A 17,897-nucleotide genomic window follows, 5' to 3' on the forward strand; every position below is an offset into this window, starting at 1 on the left:
GGGAGGCTACCCGGCCTCCGCCGCCGCCCCGATCGTCTCGGCGACCGCCTCGGCGAACGCGGACGCCCGGACCGACGGCCTCAGGCGGTGCCGGATCAGACCCAGTTCGGAGTCGGGCAGACCCCGCACCGGGACGAAGGCCAGGGAGGTGCGGCGCCCGTGGTGCTCGGCCGTGGACCGGCACAGCAGCATGGCGCCGCGCCCCGCCGCGGTCAGGCTCAGCCCCTCCTGCAGCGTGTTGACGCGCGGCCCGGCCGGCACCGTCCGACCCCCCGGGGTCAGGCCGGGCGCCTGGGCGCGCCGCCAGTAGTCCGGGGCGTCCCCGTCGAAGCCGATGAGGCGACAGTCGGCGAGCTCCTCGGCCGACAGCGACGCGCGGGCGGCGAAGGGGTGCCGCACGGACACGGCGAGGGTCATCGGCCGGCGCGAGAAGACCGGCCCGATGACGAGGTCGTCCTCGGCGACCGGCAGCAGGACCACCGCGCAGTCGACCTCCTGACGGCGCAGTGCCCCGAAGGGGTCGGAGAGCGGGATCTCCACGATGTCGACGGCGCATTCCGGGTAGCGCTCGCCGAAGCGGGCGATGGCCCGGTCGAGACCGTCGTCGACGGCCCCCTGGAAGCCGAGGCGCAGCACCCCGGCCATGCCGCGGGCGGCGGTCCGTGCCTCGTCGACGGTGGCCCGCAGGGCGTCGTACGCGGGGCGCAGACCGGCGAGGAAGCTCTCGCCGAGCGGTGTCAGGGCCACCCGGCGGCTGCTGCGTTCGACGAGCGGGGCGCCGATGCGGTGCTCCAGTGATCGCAGCAGCTGGCTGACCCGGCTCTGCGAGACGTACATCCGCTCCCCCGCCCGGCCGAAGTGCAGCTCCTGGGCCAGCACCAGGAAGGCCTCCAGTTCACGTATCTCCACGCCGCTCATGCCGTTCCCTCCACGCCGTCCCTCGGCACCTGGCCGGCCGCGGAACGGCACGGCGCATCGATGAGCCCAGCTCATCGAAGGATGAGGGATCGGCCGTTGTTCCCGCGGCCCGGGGCGGATTGGCTGAGGGCATGGCAAGGACTGAGGAGATCGAGGACATCGCGGCGGCGCCCGGGCGGACCGCGGCGCGCGGCTGGGCGGCCGTCGCGGCGCTCGCGGGCGCGACGTTCACCGTGGTGACGTCGGAGATGCTGCCGGTGGGCCTGCTGACGCCCATCGGTGGGGCGTTGCGGGTGACCGAGGGCACCGCCGGACTGACCCTGACCGTCACGGGACTGGTCGGCGCGGTGTCGGCACCGCTGCTGACCCCGCTGCTCGCGCGGTTCGACCGCCGGACGGTGCTGTGCGCGCTGATGGGGGTGCTGTCCGTGGGGAACCTGCTCGCCGCGTGGTCACCGCACTTCGCGGTGATGACGGCCGCCCGGGTGCTCGTCGGCGTCGGCATGGGCGGGGTGTGGGCGATCGCGGCGGGGCTGGCGGTGCGGCTCGTACCGTCGAGGTCGGTCGGGCCGGCGACCTCCCTCGTCTTCAGCGGGATCGCGGTGGCGTCGGTGCTCGGCGTGCCCGCGGGCACGTACCTCGGCGAACTGCGCGACTGGCGGTCGGCGTTCGTCGCCGTGGGCGTGCTGGCGCTGGTGGTGCTGCTCGCACTGGCGGCCCTGCTGCCGCGGCTCCCCGCGCAACAGGAACTGCTGCTCGGCGGTGTGCTGCGGCTGATCGGCGACCCGCCGGTGCGCACGGGACTGGCCGTGGTGGCCCTGCTGGTCACCGGCCACTTCGCCGCCTACACGTACGTGCGGCCCGTGCTGGAGGCGGTCTCCGGGGCGGGCGCCGGGACGATCGGCACCCTGCTGCTGGTGTACGGACTCGCCGGTGTCGCGGGCAACTTCGCCTCCGGGGCGGGCGCCGGGCGTTCGCCACGCGGCACGCTGCTGGTGATCGGCGCCGTGCTGGCGGCGACGGTCGCGCTGACGCCGCTGCTCGGCGGCTCGGTCCTGGCCGCCGGGGCGCTGCTCGCGGTGTGGGGACTGTCGTACGGGGGTGTGTCGGTGGGCACCCAGACCTGGCTGCTGGCCTCGGCACCGGGGGCGCGGGAGGGCGTGTCCGCCCTGTTCGTCGGTGTCTTCAACGGAGCCATCGCCCTGGGCGCCCTGCTGGGCGGGCTGACGGCCGACGGCGTCGGCGTCACGGCCGTCATGTGGCTGGGCGGGGGCCTGGCGGCGGCGGCCTTCGCGGTGACCGCGTTCGGCGGATCCCCACGCTCCTGACTCCGCCGCGGTCCGGTGACGGGTGTGCGCCGGCCGTCATGGGGAGGTGCGGGACGACCGCGAGCCGTCCCCCGGACCGGTGGGACGACCGGTCAGGGGGACGGCTCTCGCGCCGTCCGGGGGGAACGTGCGCGTCACGCGGTCGCCGCCGCGGCCACCACCGCGGGGGTCCGCAGGGTGCGCCGCGCGGTGCCGACGCTGGTGACCATCGTCGCCGCGATCGCGACCGCGACGATGCCGAGCCAGTTGCCGAGGCCCCGGTCGGGCAGCACGCCGTCGGTGCGGAAGACCGTGAAGGCCACGATCCCGGCGAGCCCCGCCAGCGTGCCGAAGAACACCCCGGCGACCGTGAGGACGAGTCCTTCCCAGCCGACCATGCCCAGCACCTGCGCCGGGGTCGCGCCGGCCAGCCGCTGCTGGCCGAACTCGCGGCTGCGGTAGGAGGTGGCCGCGTACAGGGTGTTGATCAGCATGATGCAGGCGAAGGCCACGATGATGGCGACGATCACGAAGTTCAGCGTCTCGATGTTCTTGTCCTCGACCGACTTGGTGAGGCCGGACGCCTTCAGCGCGTCGGTCTCGACGGCCTGCATGTAGAGCGTCGCCGTCGACACGCCGACGAAGAGGATCAGCGGCATCAGCACGCCGGACAGCTCCGCGGCGCGCTCCCGCATGTTGCGCACGGTCAGGTAGCCGCTCGCTCCGCCGAGCGCGCCGAGCAGCCCGCCCAGCACGGCGAGCAGCCCGCGCAGCAGCACCGGGGCGAGGAGCGCGAAGCCGACGGCGAGCAGGATCGATCCGTACGCCGGCGGCGCCATCGCGATCGGGTCGGTGTCGTCCATGGCGAAGGTGGCGAACAGGCCCGCCGTTCCGCCCAGGAGGGCGACGACCGCGCTGACCATGGGGACCCAGCCGCGCGGCTTGCGCCCGCCGGCCAGCTGGCGGGTGGCCCGGCGGACCGCCAGGAAGGCGGCGCCGACCGAGGCGATCAGCGTGATGCCGAGGCCCGACATCAGGGCGATCGGACCGAAGACGTGGTCCACGCTCCGTGCGACCTCGCCGCCGTCCTTGAACTTGTCGAGCAGCGCTCTGCCGCCCAGCATCGCCGGGAAGACGGCGAGGAGCACGGCGACCAGGGCGACCACCACGGCCTCGCCGGTGATCATCCGCTTGATCTGGGCCGGTGTGGCCCCGATGCTGCGCAGCAGCTCGATCTCCGCGCTCCGCTGCCGCACGTTGACGGTGAGCGTCGAGGCGACGGCGAAGAAGACGAGCAGCGTGCCGTAGCCGCCGACCACGCTCGCGGCGGAGGACAGCGAGGTCTCGCTGACGGCGTCGACGCCCTCCGCGCCCGCCGTGTCGTGCAGCGAGTTGAAGACCATGATGATCGTGGCGCCCAGGAACGCGGACAGGAGGGTGGCGACGAAGCGTCCGGGCCGCTGCCGGACCGAGCGCATGGCCAGCTTCAGCACGGCTCACACCTCCGAACGGACGTCGGTGGCGACCGCGTCGCCCAGGTGGGCGAGGCGCTCGGCGACGGCGTCCACGGTCGGCGCGAAGAGCTGGCCCGCGAGCCGGCCGTCAGCCAGGAACTGCACGGCGTCGGCGTAGGAGGCGGCCACCGGGTCGTGGGTCACCATCACGACGGTCCGGTTGTGCACCCGTACGGCCTCCTGCAGCAGACGCAGCACGTCCCGCGCGCTGCGCGTGTCCAGGGCGCCGGTCGGCTCGTCGGCGAAGACCACGCTGGGCTCGGTGACGAGTGCCCGGGCGATGGCGACGCGCTGCCGCTGGCCGCCGGAGAGCTCGTCCGGACGGTGCTTGACGCGGCCGCCGAGACCGACCTGCATCAGCACCTCCTGGGCGCGGGCCCGGTCGATGCGCCGGCCGGCCAGCTTCAGCGGCAGGGTGGTGTTCTCCAGCACGTTCAGAGTGGGCAGCAGGTTGTAGTTCTGGAAGACGAAGCCGATCCGGCGGCGACGGAACTTGGTGAGCGCGGCCTCGCTGCCGCCGGTCATCTCCTCACCGTCCACCAGGACCCGACCGCTGTCCGGGCGGTCCAGGCCGGCCGCGCACTGCAGAAGGGTCGACTTACCGGATCCCGACGGACCCATGATCGCGGTGAAGCTGCCGGTCGGCAGAGCGAGGGACACCCGGTCCAGGGCGGTCACCGCGCCGTCCCCGGTCCCGTACACCTTGGTGACCGACTCGAGGCGCAGTGCCTCGCCGGACGCGGGCGTCGGCCCCTGGTTCCTCTTGCGGACCATGTCGATCACTCCCTAAAAGATCTTTCACTCTGTCAGAAACACGCTATGAGAACGGAGTTGGGGAATCGATGGGGATAGGCACCGGGTGTGGGGTGGGGCTATCCCCCGGGTCGTACCCGACCCGGAGGGAAGGGGTGAGCCCCACCCTCGCCCGCGGGTCCGGCCGGCGGCGTGGGGTCGCCGCCGGCCGTCCCGCACCCCCGGCGTCAGCCGCGGTACGAGGGCTCGCCCGGCTGGACCGGAACGTGCCCTCCCTCGGCGGCCGGGGAGTCGGAACTCCGCTTGATCCCGCGGAGCAGGAACAGGGAGAGCAGCGCGGCGCAGATCATCAGACCGGACGAGGTGCCCGCCGCCCAGTCGAGACCGTCCGTGAACGCCTGCTCCGCCGCGGTGCGCAGGGAGTCGCCCTGGGCGGCCGGCAGGGCGCCGGCGGTGGCGAGCGCGCCGCTGAGGGTCTCGCGGGCCGCCTCGGTGGGGGCGCCGGACATGGCGTCGGTGTAGACGGCGGCGCCGATGGTGCCGAGCAGGGCCATGCCGAAGGCGGCGCCCAGCTCGTGACCGGATTCCAGCACGGCCGCCGCGGAACCCGCCCGCTCCGGCGGGGCCGCACCCAGGGCGAGCTCGTTGGCAAGGGTCATGGCGGCGACCAGACCGCCCGCGTAGACCCCGCTCGCCGTCAGCGCGTACCAGAGCGGCGAGTCCGGAGTGACCTGCGTCAGCATCGCGAAACCGCAGGCCGAGACGATGAACCCGCCGCCCATCACGTACGACCGGTCGACCTTCTGCGCGAGCACCCCGCCGAGCGGGGCGGCGATCAGGACGCCCACGGCGGGCACCAGGGTCCACAGCGCCGCGGTCAGCGGACGCATCTCCAGCACCGACTGCAGGTACTGGCTGAGGAAGACCGCGAAGCCGACCGTGGCACCGATGGCCAGCAGGTTGGCGAGCACGGAGATCCCGTAGGCCCGCTGCCCGAGCAGCTTCAGGTCGACCATCGGGTGGGCCATCCGCCTCTGGCGGTACAGGAAGACGATCCCCATCACGACGCCGAAGGTGACGCCCACCGCCGGCAGCGGCGCGTACCCGTCGCGGGCCAGTTCCTTCACGCCCTGGACGAACGGGAGCATGGCCGCCAGCGAGAGGCCTGCGCTGAGCCAGTCGAACCTGCCGCCGCCGGGCCGCACCTCAGGGAGCAGCAGCGGTGCGAGGACGAGCAGCAGCAGCATCGCGGGCAGGTTGATGAGGAAGACCGACCCCCACCAGAAGTGCTGGAGCAGCACACCACTGACGACCGGGCCGAGCGAGATGCCGACCGTCATGATCGTCGTCCACAGCGTCACCGCGGTGGCCCGCTGCTTCTCGTCCAGGAACAGCGCCCGGATGAGCGCCAGGGTCGAGGGCATCAGGGCCGCGCCACCGATGCCGAGCAGCGCCCGGGTGGCGATGAGCATCTCCGCCGAGTCGGAGTACGCGGCCGCGAGCGAGGCCACCCCGAAGAGGGCGGCGCCCACGATGACGAGGGCCCGCCGGCCGACCCGGTCGCCGACCGATCCCATCGCGATGAGCAGTCCCGAAAGCACGAAACTGTACATGTCCAGGATCCACAGCTGCTGCGTGGCGCTGGGCTGCAGGTCCTGACCGACGTAGGGAAGCGCGAAGTAGAGGACGGACACGTCCATGGAGACGAGCAGCAGCGGCAGCATGAGCACGGAGAAGGCGGCCCATTCCCTGCGGCCTGCGCGAGGAGCGAGAGTGGTCTGCATGGATCACAAGGAACCGTGGCCCGGCGTACAGCGCAACCACCGACCTAGTACACCCTAGTACGGCACCTCAACACCCCCGGAAATCAAGGGTCTACAGCGGCTCAGGGGTACTAGTACACTCCGGCCATGTCGACCGAACCGCCCTACCTCCGCATCGCCTCGGACATCCGCCGCCGGATCGACGACGGCACGCTCTCCCCGGGCGATCCCGTGCCCTCCACCCGCCAGATCACCGCCGACTACGGGGTGGCCATGGCGACCGCCACGAAGGCGCTCGGCATCCTCAAGCGGGAGGAGCTGGTGCGGGTCGTCCCCGGCGTCGGCACCGTCGTCGCCGACGTCCGGCCGGCCGCCGCGCAGGCCGGCGCCCCGACCCACCTGACCAAGGAGCTCATCGTCGCCACGTCGGTGCGGATCGCCGACGTCGAGGGCCTCGGCGCCGTCTCCATGCGCCGGGTGGCCGCCGAACTGTCCTCCTCCTCGATGGCGCTCTACCGCCACGTCCCCGGCAAGGGCGAACTCGTCCGGCTGATGTCGGACGCCGCCCTGGAGCAGCAGCCGCCCACGCCGACCGCCCACGGCTGGCGCGCCCAGCTGGAACAGTCCGCCCGCTGGCTCTGGGTGCTGTACGGCCGCCACCCCTGGCTGGTGCAGACGATGGGCTCCTTCACCCGGCCGCTCCTGGCGGAGAACGCCATGAAGCACACGGAGCGGGTCATGCGCGCCCTGTCCGGCATGGGCCTCAGTCAACGCAGCATGATCCAGATCCACATCACGCTCCTGGGCTACGTCCAGGGCATCGCGATGGCCAACGAACTGGAGTCCCAGGCCCGCCAGGACACCGGCATGGACTCCGAGGCGTGGATGGCCCTCCAGGACTCCCGCGTGGAGGCGATCCAGGCGACGGGCCGCATCCCCATCCTCGGCTCGCTGCTCGACCACGACGAACCCGACCTGGACCTCGACTCCCTCTTCGAGTTCGGGCTGTGCCGCGTCCTCGACGGCATCGCCGTCCTGCTCAACGAGAAGTCGGTGTAGCCGGCACCGCGGAGGCCTCCACTTTCAGGGGGGCGTACGGCGTCTCTAGGGGGCGATCCGGGGTGGTGGGCGCCGTCCCGCAACGCCTTCAATGACAGGCCGGTTCATGGTGCTCTAGGAGGCCTCCGCATGCCGATGAAAGTGATGTTCAACGACTCCGCCACGATTCGGGGCGAGCTCCCGATCGTCTGGCAGACGGTGACCGACGTGCCCTCCTGGCCGCGCTGGGACCCGCACTTCCGCGAGGCCCACCTCGACGTGCCGTTCGAGCCCGGCGCCGTGGGCTGGAGCCGGGTCCCCGGCTCGCTGCGCGGTTCGTTCAAGGTGACCGCCGTGGACGTCGAGCGGGGCTACTCCACCGAGTCGCCGATGCCCGGCGGCACCATGTACGTCACCACCCGCTACGAGCAGGTCGCCCCGGGACGCGTCTCGGTCTTCAAGCAGTACGAGCTCCACGGCAGTTTCGTGCCGTTCTTCAAGCTGTTCTACATGCGCCCGATCCAGCGGCAGCTCGCCGGCGCCTTCGTCGGTCTGGAGAAGGAAGTCCTGCGCCGCGCCGCGGCCCTGGAGGCCGACCGATGACCCGCGTCCTGATCCTCGGCGGCGGCCTGGCCGGCATGCTCTCGGCCGCGGCGCTGGCACCGCACGTCGACGAGATCACCATCGTCGAGCAGGACCGGCTGCCCGACCGCCCCGAGGCCCGACGCGGACTCCCCCAGGCGGCCCACAACCACATGCTCCTGGGCGGGGGCGCCGAGGCCGTCGAGCGCCTGCTGCCCGGCACCCTCGACCGGCTCTACGCGGCCGGCGCGCACCGCCGCAGTTACCTCGACAGCATCCTGATCCGCACCACCGAGGGCTGGGGCCGACGTCACGAGATCGACGCGTACGTCATCGCGTGCAGCCGCAACCTGGTCGACCACGTGGTCCGGCAGCAGGTCCTCCAGGAGGGCAAGGTCAAGACCGTCGAGGCGGCCGCCGTCACCGGTCTCACCGGCACCGCCGCCCGGGTGACCGGCGCACGGTTCGAGACCGGGGACGGCCGGACCGAGACCGTCGAGGCCGATCTCGTCGTCGACGCGACCGGACACCGCTCGAAGACGCCCGACTGGCTCGTCGACCTCGGACTCCCGCGCGTCGAGGAGGAGTTCGTCGATCCCGGCTTCGCCTACTCCCGGCAGATCTACGAGGCCCCCGAGGGGTTGCGCGAGGACTTCCCCGGCGTCCTCATCCAGCCGGAGCACGGGACCGGCAAGCCCGGAGTCGGCGCCGCCCTCATGCCGAACGAGGACGGCCGGTGGATGGTCGTGATGATCGGCACCCGCGGCAGCCGCCCCCCGACGGACCAGGAGGGCTTCCTGGCCTTCGCGCGCGGCGAGCGCACCCGCGTCGTGTCCGAACTCATCGCCGGAGCCCGCCCGATCTCGCCGGTCCGCGCCTACAACGACCTGGCCAACCGCCGGCGCAACTACCACAAGCTCCCCGCCCCCGAAGGTTTCATCGTCATCGGGGACGCCGCCACCCGGGTCAACCCCACCTACGCCACCGGCATGTCGGCAGCGGCACTCAGCGCGCTCGTCCTGCGCGACCACGCCGCCCGAGGCGAACTGACCGGCGCCGCCTCCCGGAAGGTCCAGGCAGGCATCGCCAAGGCCACGTCCGGCCCCTGGCAGATGGCCCTCAGCATGGACTTCTGGTTCCCGGAGGTGAAGACGAACGTCAAGCCCCCCGGTGGCGAGCGGATGATGCGGTTCGCCAACCGCTACGCCGGGGTCAGCACCGACAAGCAGCCGGTCGGCAACGCCGCCTTCAAGGTCTCCGCGCTGATGGCGCCGGCGAGCAGCCTGATGCGGCTGCCGCTGCTGCTCTCCGTCTGGCGGGGCTCCCCGTTGCCGCCCCTGACGGCCGATCAGGCACTGTCGCAGTACCCGCAGTTCGTGCGCGCACTGGACGAGGTCCCGGCGGTCGGCACCGACGATGCCCTCTTCGAGGGCACGGAGGGCGAGGATCGCACGGAGGGCGAAGGGCGCACGGTGGGCGAGGATCGCACGGTGGGCACGGAGAAGCACTGACGCGGGCCGCGCCGCCGGTCCGCCGAACCGAAGGGCAGGGAATCGCTCACGCGATCGCCCTGCCCTTCGGCGCTGTGACGGTCGCCGGGACGTAGAGGCCCGCCTGCTCCTCCAGGGTGAGCAGCGGAAGCCACGCCTCGGCCAGCCTCCTGGCCTCTCGCGCCGGACCGGCCACGGGAACCGGGACCGGACCTGCGCCCGGACCGGACCGGTCGGCGACGATGACGCCCGCCTGCGCGAGCAGCGTGTGCAGCTCCAGGGCCAGGGCCCGGGCGTCACCACCGCGGGTCTCGCCGTGACTGCTCGCGCCAGGGCGGGTTCCGGCAGGCGCGGGGCCGCGGCGGGAGGACGGTGGTGCCGGGTCGCGTGCCGGGCGAACGGCCGCTACCGGGGCCGGTGTTCCCGCCGTACCGGAGCGCAGCCGTCGGAACTCTCCCAGGACAGCGTCCTCGTCGACCAGTTCCGGGTCGAAGAGGAGGACCTCCGGCATCCTGCCCTGGCACCGGCGCAGCGCGCCGGCGAGCAGCCCGGCGAAGATCCCGCCCACGCCGTAGCCGAGGACGGCGCGGACCCTGAGCCCGCCGCCGTCGACCTCGCTGATCCACGGTTCGGTGTACTCGTCCAGGCCGAACACCCGCTGGGGGCTACCGGCCTGGTCCAGGGAGCGCCACAGGCTGTGCGGCGTGTCCAGCAGCGGTGCCAGGGCGCGGAAGTCGGCGGAGGCGGCGACACCGCCGGGCGGGGTGTCGACGGCGAGCACCACCTCGCCGGAATGCCCCGGACGCACTTCCTCCCAGAATCTGAGATCCGGCACGACCCCCTCCTCACCTCGGACCGACGCTTTCCGTACGCGTTCGAGAAGAGCCGGCGGACCGGCCCGGGTGGCGGGATCACGGGGGATGGAAGGGACCCGCACCCGGGCCGGCGGCCGCGACGCGAAGGCCGTCCCCTCCGGCCGGTTCGGGAGCCTCCGGAAAGCCGCCCGACGCCGGGGGAACGCCTGCCCCGTCCCGTTCAGGTTAGGGAGACGCCCGCACGGCCCATACCCCTAGCGGCCCCCTAGCCCGCGTTGCACGGACGGGCCGCCCACGCGGTCACATCCGTACGCCATCGCAGGTCAGGCGAGTTTTGCGAGGAAGTCCCGCATCACTTCGCCGAAGCGTTCCGGCTCTTCGATGTGCGGGCTGTGACTCGAATGCTCGAAGACCTCCCACCGGACGTCCGGGATCAGGTCGTGGAAGGGCTGGACGGTCGCCGGGGTCGCCTCGTCGTAGCGGCCGGAGAGCAGCAGCGTGGGGACGGCGATGTCGGGGCAGCGGTCCACGACCGACCAGTCGCGCAGCGTCCCGATGACATGGAACTCGCTCGGACCGTTCATCGTGAGGTAGACCGTGGGGTCGTTGTAGACCTCGTAGTGCGTGGCCATGTAGTCCCGCGGCCACGGCTTCACCCGGCAGACGTGCTTCTCCAGGAAGACCTGGACCGCCGCCGCGTACTCCTCCGAGTCCGTCGTCCCGGCCGTCTCGTGCCGGCGCAGGACCTCGTCGACGCCGGGTGGCAGCTGGGCGCGCAGACCCTCCATCTCCTGGAGCCACAGCGGGTAGGAGGCGGGCGAGTTCGCGATGACCAGTCCGCGCAGTCCGGCCGGCCGGTCGGCCGCGTGCCGGGCGGCGAGCATGCCGCCCCACGAGTGCCCGAACAGCACGTAGTCGTCCGCGATCCCGAGCCCTTGGAGGAGGCCGTCGAGCTGGTCGAGGAAGAGCCGCACGGTCCAGAAGTCGGCACCCCGGTCAGGCAGATGGGTGGAACCGCCGTTGCCGATCTGGTCGTAGTGGACCACCGGGAAGCCGGAGTCCGCGAGACCGGCCATGCTCAACAGGTAGTCGTGCGTGCTTCCCGGTCCCCCGTGCAGCAGCACCAGCGCCGGCTTGCCGGAACCGACCTCGCCGGTGATCCGGTACCACGTGCGGTGCTCGCCGAAGGGAATCGTCCCCTTCGCGGAAGGTCTCATGGACACGTTCGCCCCCTCGGGCACGTGCTCCGGCCCCTCGGCCGCCGGGAGCGGGGTGTGCGGAATCTCGGTCGGCGCGCGTCGCGCGAGGGAAGGGAGCCGACACAGCGCAACGGTGTGCTCGCAGAGCACACCGTTGCGGTCGGCGTCGCGCGGGCGCGACGGGGGCGGTCCCGCCCCCGTCCCACCGCGGACGCCAGGGGGCGGTCAGCCCGTCACTTGCCCGCCTTGACGACGGAACCGCCGTCGATGCGCAGCTGGATGCCCGTCACGTAGCGGGACTCGTCCGAGGCCAGGTAGGTGACCGCGTGGGAGATGTCGATCGGCTCGACGTACGGGATCGGCATGCCGTGCATGCCCGTGAACGCCGGCTCCGTCTCCTCGCGGGTCGGGTGCTCCAGGTCGGGGCGGAAGATCTTGTACATGTTCTCGTTGTGGAGCATGGGGGTGTCCACGTTCGTCGGGTGCACCACGTTGATGCGTCGGCCGGACGGCGACAGGAAGGGCGCGAACCAGGAGATGTAGTGCCCCAGCATCTGCTTGGCGTAGGGGTAGCCCAGACCGCCCGGGCCCATCATGCCCATCATGCCCGCGTCGCCGGGAGCGCCGAAGAACGAGGCGGAGGAGCCGATCAGGATGAACGAGGCGCCCTCACCGGTGTGCGGCAGTGTCGCATGCACCGTGTTGAGCACGCCGACCAGGTTGACGTCGACGACGTCGGTGAACGCGTTGAGCGGGCCGGGACCGATCGGGCCGATCGCGGCGTTGGCGATGACGACGTCGAGCCGGCCGAGCTCCGCCACCGCCTCCGCGACGGCGGTGTCGAGGGCGGCACGGTCGCGGACGTCGGCGCGCTTGGTGACGATCCGGCGCCCCGCCTTCTCGACGAGCCGGGCCGTCTCCTCGAGCTCCTCGGCCGTGCCGAGGGCGTAGTCGACCACCTCGATGTCATCGCAGATGTCGATCGCGATGATGTCCGCACCCTCCTCGGCCAGCCGTACGGCGTGGCTGCGCCCCTGGCCGCGCGCGGCTCCCGTGATGAGGGCGACTTTGCCTTCCACTCGACCCATTAGGTCCTCCACATGATGTGCCGGGAATCGCGCCGGGACACCGGAACCGGAACGGGAACGGTGTCAGAACCAGGCACGACCACCTCGACGCGTACGGCGAATGGTCTTGTACGAACGCGGCTCACGTTACCCGCCACACTTGAAATAGACAGCCGGATCACCTCCCCCAAATTCCGCTCGGGCGGTTTATAGGGGGCGCCCCCCCGGAAACCGTGACAGGAAACCGCCACCGCCCTCACCAGGACCTCTCCGGATCAAGGTCAATTAGGGGGCCGTAGGGGTTCTGTTCCCCCGGGTGCCGCGCACTAGCATGTCGAGCTGCGGTGAACTTTTCGCGCTCCACGAATCCGCGATGGTACACGCAGGGGATGCAATTGCGCGGTCATGGCTTTTCCGTGAGCGGTTCGCCGATTCCGAATTCGCCGATTCTCATGGAAAGCGGGATCCGAGATGGCCGCGTCCCAGCAGCAGCTGGTCGAAGCACTCAGGAAATCACTCAAGGAGACCGAACGGCTACGCGCCCGGCAACGGACCCTCACCGAGCGCCTCGACGAGCCGATCGCGATCGTGGGGATGGCGTGCCGTTATCCGGGCGGGGTGACCTCTCCCGAGGGGTTGTGGCGGCTGGTGTCGGAGGGTGTGGACGCGGTCTCGGAGTTCCCGGTGAACCGGGGGTGGGATCTGGGCCGGTTGTACGACCCGAGCGGGGAGCGTGCGAACACGTCGTACGCGCACGAGGGCGGCTTCCTTCATGACGCGGGCGAGTTCGATCCGGCGTTCTTCGGGATCAGTCCGAATGAAGCTTTGGTGATGGATCCTCAGCAGCGGTTGCTGCTGGAGTGCTCGTGGGAGGCGCTGGAGCGGGCCGGACTCGATCCGACGTCGCTGAAGGGCAGCGCGACCGGCGTCTTCGCCGGACTCATGTACCACGACCACGCGTTCAGCAGCGCCGCCGGCAGCCTGGTGTCCGGCCGGGTCGCCTACACGTTGGGCCTCGAAGGTCCGGCGATGACGGTGGACACGGCGTGCTCGTCGTCGCTGGTCACCCTGCACCTGGCGGCGCAGGCGCTGCGCAGCGGCGAGTGCTCGCTGGCGCTCGCGGGGGGCGCGGCGGTGATGTCGACGCCCGAGACGTTCGTGGAGTTCTCGCGTCAGCGCGGTCTGTCGCGCGACGGCCGCTGCCGGTCCTACGCGGATGCGGCGGACGGCACGGCTTGGGGCGAGGGCGTCGGCATGCTGGTCCTGGAGCGCCTGTCGGACGCCCGGCGCAACGGGCACGAGGTCCTGGCCGTCGTACGGGGCAGTGCGGTCAACCAGGACGGCGCGTCGAACGGCTTCTCCGCCCCCAACGGTCCCTCGCAGCAGCGGGTGATCCGGCAGGCGCTGGCGAGTGCCGGTCTGTCGGTGACGGACGTGGACGTGGTGGAGGGGCACGGGACGGGGACGACGCTGGGTGACCCGATCGAGGCGCAGGCGCTGATCGCCACCTACGGGCAGGACCGCGAGGACGACCGGCCGTTGTGGCTGGGGTCGTTGAAGTCGAACATCGGCCACACGCAGGCCGCCGCCGGTGTCGGCGGAGTGATCAAGATGGTCCAGGCGATACGCCACGGAGTACTGCCGCAGACGCTGCACGTCGATGCGCCGTCGTCCCAGGTGGACTGGGAGGCGGGCGCGGTCGAGCTCCTGCGGGAGAACCGTCCGTGGCCGGCGGGCGAGCGGCCCCGCCGGGCGGGTATCTCCTCGTTCGGGTTGAGCGGTACGAACGCGCACGTGATCATCGAGCAGGCCCCGGAGACGGAGACGGGGACGGAGACGGAGGGTGAGCCTGAGCCTGAGTCTGAGCCGGCCGGCTCCTCCGGTGGCTCGCTGCCGGTGGTGCCGTGGGTGGTGTCGGCGCGGTCGGCGGAAGGGCTGGCGGCCCAGGTGGAGCGGCTGGCCGGTTTCGTGGAAGAGCGGCCGGAACTCTCACCGGTCGACGTCGGCTACTCGCTGGCGACGGGACGTGCGGCGCTGGAGCACCGGGCTGTCGTCGTGGGCAACGGTCTCGGCGAACTCCTGGCGGAGTTGCGCGCGTTCGACTCCGCGCGGGTTGCACGTGCGGAGGGCCGGACGGGGTTCGTGTTCTCGGGGCAGGGTGCTCAGCGGCTGGGGATGGGCCGCGAGCTGTACGCGTCCTTCCCGGTGTTCGCCGAAGCTTTGGACGCGGTGGTTGCTGAGCTTGATGGGCATCTTGAGCGTCCGTTGCGGGAGGTGATGTGGGGTGAGGACGCCGGTCTGCTGAATCAGACGGTGTTCGCGCAGGCCGCACTCTTCGCGGTCGAGGTGGCGCTGTTCCGGCTGGTGGAGTCGTGGGGAGTCCGACCGGACGCTCTCGCCGGTCACTCGGTGGGGGAGATCGCTGCCGCGCACGTGTCCGGGGTGCTGTCCCTCGCGGATGCCTCGGTGTTGGTGGCGGCGCGTGGGCGGTTGATGCAGGCGCTGCCGGAGGGCGGCGCGATGGTCGCCGTCGGCGCCTCCGAGGCCGACGTCCTTCCTCTGCTGACGGATGGCGTCGGTATTGCGGCGGTCAACAGCCCGTCGTCGGTGGTCGTTTCGGGTGTCGAGGATGAAGTCCTGCGGATCGCCGAGCATTTCGCCGAGCAGGGTGTTCGTACGTCACGGCTGAAGGTCTCGCACGCCTTCCACTCCGTCCTCATGGAGCCGATGCTGGAGGAGTTCCGCACGGTCCTGGACGGGCTCACTTACGACTCCGCCCGTATCCCGGTCATCTCGACCGTCACCGGTGAGACGGCTGAGGACCTGGACTCGCCCGCGTACTGGGTGCGGCAGGTCCGTGACGCGGTCCGCTTCGCGGACGCCGTCACCACCCTCACCGCCCAGGGCGTGACCCGTTTCCTGGAGATCGGCCCCGACGCCGTACTCACCCCGCTCATCGACTCCGACCACGCGATCCCGGCCCTGCGCCGGACGCTGGACGAGCCCACCGCGCTCGTCACCGCCCTGGGCCGGCTCCACGCCACCGGCGCCGCAGTCGACTGGACGACCTTCTTCACCGGTTCCGGTACGGGTGCACGGCGCGTCGACCTGCCCACCTACGCCTTCCAGCGCCAGCACTACTGGGCCAACATCCCGAGCGGCACCGGCGTCTCGTCGGTCGGCCTGCACCCGATCGACCATCCGGTGATCGGCGCCCTCATTCCCGTACCCGACGGTGACGGCGTCACCCTCACCGGCACCGTCGGTGTCAGCACCCATGCCTGGGCGGGTGAACACACCGTGCTGGGTGCGACGCTGCTTCCCGGCACCGCGTTCGTCGAACTCGCCCTGCGCGCGGCGCAGGAAGTGGGTTGTGGCCTCCTCGAAGAGCTGACCCTCCAGGCACCGCTCCTCCTGCCGGATTCCGAGACCCGCGTCCACGTCCAGGTCAGGGTCGGGGCCGTGGACGTCGACGGGCGTCGGCGGATACGGATCCACTCCACCACGTCCGAACCGAGCCCGGAAGCGTTGTGGTCACTGCACGCTGACGGCGTACTCGCGCCCGGACCGGTCGGCGTGCCCGTGACGGACTCCACGGCGTGGCCGCCGGCGGGCGCCGTCGAGGTGGACGTCACCGACGCGTATCCGCTGCTCCTCGCCATGGGCTACGACTACGGCCTCGCCTTCCAGGGGCTCACTGCCATGTGGAGGGACGGGGACGACATCCTCGCGGAGGTCGCACTTCCCGAGCGGGAGCACGAGGAGGGCGACCGGTTCCTCCTCCATCCCGCGCTGCTCGACGCCGCGATGCACGCCGCGCTGCTGAGCAACGGCGAAGGCGACGAGGGTGAGCCCGTCCTGCCCTTCGTGTGGAGCGACGTCTCCCTGCACGCCACGGGTGCTCACCGACTGCGGGTGCGGATCACCCCCGGTGAACCGGGCAGCGTCGCGGTCTCCATGACCGATGGTGTGGGTCGGGGGGTGTTGTCGGTGGGATCGGTCGCCGGCCGCCCGGTATCAGCCGAACAACTCGACACCGACGACACCGCCCGACTCCTCTGGCACATCCACTGGCACCCGGTCCCCCACAACCCGAACCCCACCACCACGGGAACCACCAGCGTCGGCCACTGGCACGACCTCACCCCCGACACCCCCGTCCCCGACCTCGTCATCCTCGACTGCCCCACCCACACCCCCACCACCACGGACGACAACCCCCTCACCACCCTGCGCGAAACCGCCAACCACGTCACCACCGTCGTCCAGCAATGGCTCACCGACGACCGCTACACCCACGCCCGACTCGCCGTCCTCACCCACCACGCCGTCACCGTCCACCCCGGCGAACCCGTCAACCTCACCCAAGCCCCCCTCTGGGGCCTGCTCCGCGCCGCCGAAGCCGAAAACCCCGGACGCTTCCTCCTCATCGACACCGACACCACCACCGACACCACCCCCACCTCACCCCTCTGGCACCAACTCGCCACCGCCGACCAACCCGAAACCGCAGCCCGCGACAACCACCTCCACACCCCCCGCCTCACCCACACCCCCACCACCACGGGAGCCGACAACCCCACCACCACCGCGGGAGCCGACAACCCCACCGATGCCACCGCCACCGAGGCGGATCCCACCACCGGCACCGGCACCGCCACCGGCGCGGATGCCGGTCAGAGCACCGACAGCCCCTGGAACACCGACGGCACCATCCTCATCACCGGCGGCACCGGCGGACTCGGCGCCCTCGTCGCCCGCCACCTCGCCACCCACCACCACGCCAAACACCTCCTCCTCGTCTCACGACAAGGCCCCAACGCCGAAGGCGCCACCACCCTCCACACCGAACTCAACAACCTCGGCACCCACACCACCATCACCGCCTGCGACGTCACCGACCCCCACGCCCTCGCCCACCTCCTCGACACCATCGACCCCCACCACCCCCTCACCGCCGTCATCCACACCGCCGGAACCATGGACAACGGCCTCATCACCAACCTCACCCCCCAAAGCCTCGACACCGTCCTCGCCCCCAAAGCCGACGCCGCCTGGCACCTCCACCACCTCACCCGCCACCACAACCTCACCGCCTTCGTCCTCTTCTCCTCCGCAGGCGGCCTCGTCCTCACCGCAGGACAAGCCAACTACGCCGCCGCCAACACCTTCCTCGACGCACTCGCCCACCACCGCCACACCCAAGGACTCCCCGCCACCAGCCTCTCCTACGGCCTGTGGTCCACCCACACAGGACTCAACACCCACACCACCGAAGCCGACCACCGCATGACCCGCCAAGGCCTCCCACCCCTCACCCCCCACCAAGGACTCACCACCCTCGACACCGCCCTCACCACCCCCCACCCCCACCTCATCCCCCTCAAAACCAACCCCACCACCCTCCACAACCAACCCCACCACACCACCCCACCCCTCCTCCGCAAGCTC

12 protein-coding genes are annotated in these 17,897 nt (G+C 71.5%); 5 read left to right on the forward strand and 7 right to left on the reverse strand.

Translation table 11 applies throughout. From position 1 onward, the window contains the following. Window positions 1-6: 6 nt before the first annotated feature. Complete coding sequence (locus tag AB0M16_RS26440) at window positions 7-918, reverse strand: LysR family transcriptional regulator (RefSeq protein WP_365347058.1); 912 nt, start codon at window positions 916-918, stop codon at window positions 7-9. 131 nt (window positions 919-1,049) lie between these two features. Here AB0M16_RS26440 and AB0M16_RS26445 point away from each other — a divergent pair, with 131 nt between their 5' ends. Beyond that, window positions 1,050-2,246, forward strand: a complete 1,197-nt coding sequence (locus AB0M16_RS26445; protein WP_365347060.1) for an MFS transporter — start codon at window positions 1,050-1,052, stop codon at window positions 2,244-2,246. A gap of 134 nt (window positions 2,247-2,380) precedes the next feature. Here AB0M16_RS26445 and AB0M16_RS26450 read toward each other — a convergent pair whose 3' ends face one another. From AB0M16_RS26450 to AB0M16_RS26460, 3 genes are all read right to left on the reverse strand, one after another. Continuing rightward, window positions 2,381-3,718: an FtsX-like permease family protein gene (locus AB0M16_RS26450; protein WP_365347062.1), complete on the reverse strand. Its 1,338-nt coding sequence runs from the start codon at window positions 3,716-3,718 to the stop codon at window positions 2,381-2,383. Window positions 3,719-3,721: 3 nt separating this feature from the next. Continuing rightward, window positions 3,722-4,513, reverse strand: coding sequence for an ABC transporter ATP-binding protein (locus tag AB0M16_RS26455; protein ID WP_365347064.1), 792 nt, complete (start codon window positions 4,511-4,513; stop codon window positions 3,722-3,724). 206 nt (window positions 4,514-4,719) lie between these two features. After that, window positions 4,720-6,276: an MFS transporter gene (locus AB0M16_RS26460; RefSeq protein WP_365347066.1), complete on the reverse strand. Its 1,557-nt coding sequence runs from the start codon at window positions 6,274-6,276 to the stop codon at window positions 4,720-4,722. Between the two features lie 126 nt (window positions 6,277-6,402). Here AB0M16_RS26460 and AB0M16_RS26465 point away from each other — a divergent pair, with 126 nt between their 5' ends. From AB0M16_RS26465 to AB0M16_RS26475, 3 genes are all read left to right on the forward strand, one after another. Beyond that, window positions 6,403-7,314, forward strand: coding sequence for a TetR/AcrR family transcriptional regulator C-terminal domain-containing protein (locus AB0M16_RS26465; protein ID WP_365347068.1), 912 nt, complete (start codon window positions 6,403-6,405; stop codon window positions 7,312-7,314). Window positions 7,315-7,443: 129 nt separating this feature from the next. Continuing rightward, window positions 7,444-7,896 carry an SRPBCC family protein gene (locus AB0M16_RS26470; protein WP_365347070.1) on the forward strand — a complete coding sequence of 151 codons (453 nt, stop codon included), beginning with the start codon at window positions 7,444-7,446 and terminating at the stop codon, window positions 7,894-7,896. Beyond that, window positions 7,893-9,386 (forward strand): FAD-dependent monooxygenase, encoded by a 1,494-nt coding sequence (locus tag AB0M16_RS26475; RefSeq protein ID WP_365347072.1) that lies wholly within the window; start codon window positions 7,893-7,895, stop codon window positions 9,384-9,386. The genes AB0M16_RS26470 and AB0M16_RS26475 overlap by 4 nt, the downstream gene beginning before the upstream one ends. A gap of 46 nt (window positions 9,387-9,432) precedes the next feature. Here AB0M16_RS26475 and AB0M16_RS26480 read toward each other — a convergent pair whose 3' ends face one another. From AB0M16_RS26480 to AB0M16_RS26490, 3 genes are all read right to left on the reverse strand, one after another. Further along, a complete protein-coding gene (locus AB0M16_RS26480; RefSeq protein ID WP_365347073.1) occupies window positions 9,433-10,200 on the reverse strand; it encodes a hypothetical protein in 768 nt (255 codons plus the stop codon). Between the two features lie 303 nt (window positions 10,201-10,503). Further along, window positions 10,504-11,403: a proline iminopeptidase-family hydrolase gene (locus AB0M16_RS26485; protein WP_365347075.1), complete on the reverse strand. Its 900-nt coding sequence runs from the start codon at window positions 11,401-11,403 to the stop codon at window positions 10,504-10,506. A 209-nt stretch (window positions 11,404-11,612) separates the two neighbouring features. Further along, on the reverse strand, window positions 11,613-12,467 hold the full coding sequence (locus AB0M16_RS26490) for a mycofactocin-coupled SDR family oxidoreductase (protein ID WP_365347077.1): 855 nt from the start codon (window positions 12,465-12,467) through the stop codon (window positions 11,613-11,615). Between the two features lie 450 nt (window positions 12,468-12,917). Here AB0M16_RS26490 and AB0M16_RS26495 point away from each other — a divergent pair. After that, a partial coding sequence (locus tag AB0M16_RS26495) for a type I polyketide synthase (RefSeq protein WP_365347079.1) occupies window positions 12,918-17,897 on the forward strand: 4,980 nt, incomplete at its 3' end.

The organism is Streptomyces sp. NPDC051921, assembly GCF_040680975.1.
Lineage (GTDB): Bacteria > Actinomycetota > Actinomycetes > Streptomycetales > Streptomycetaceae > Streptomyces.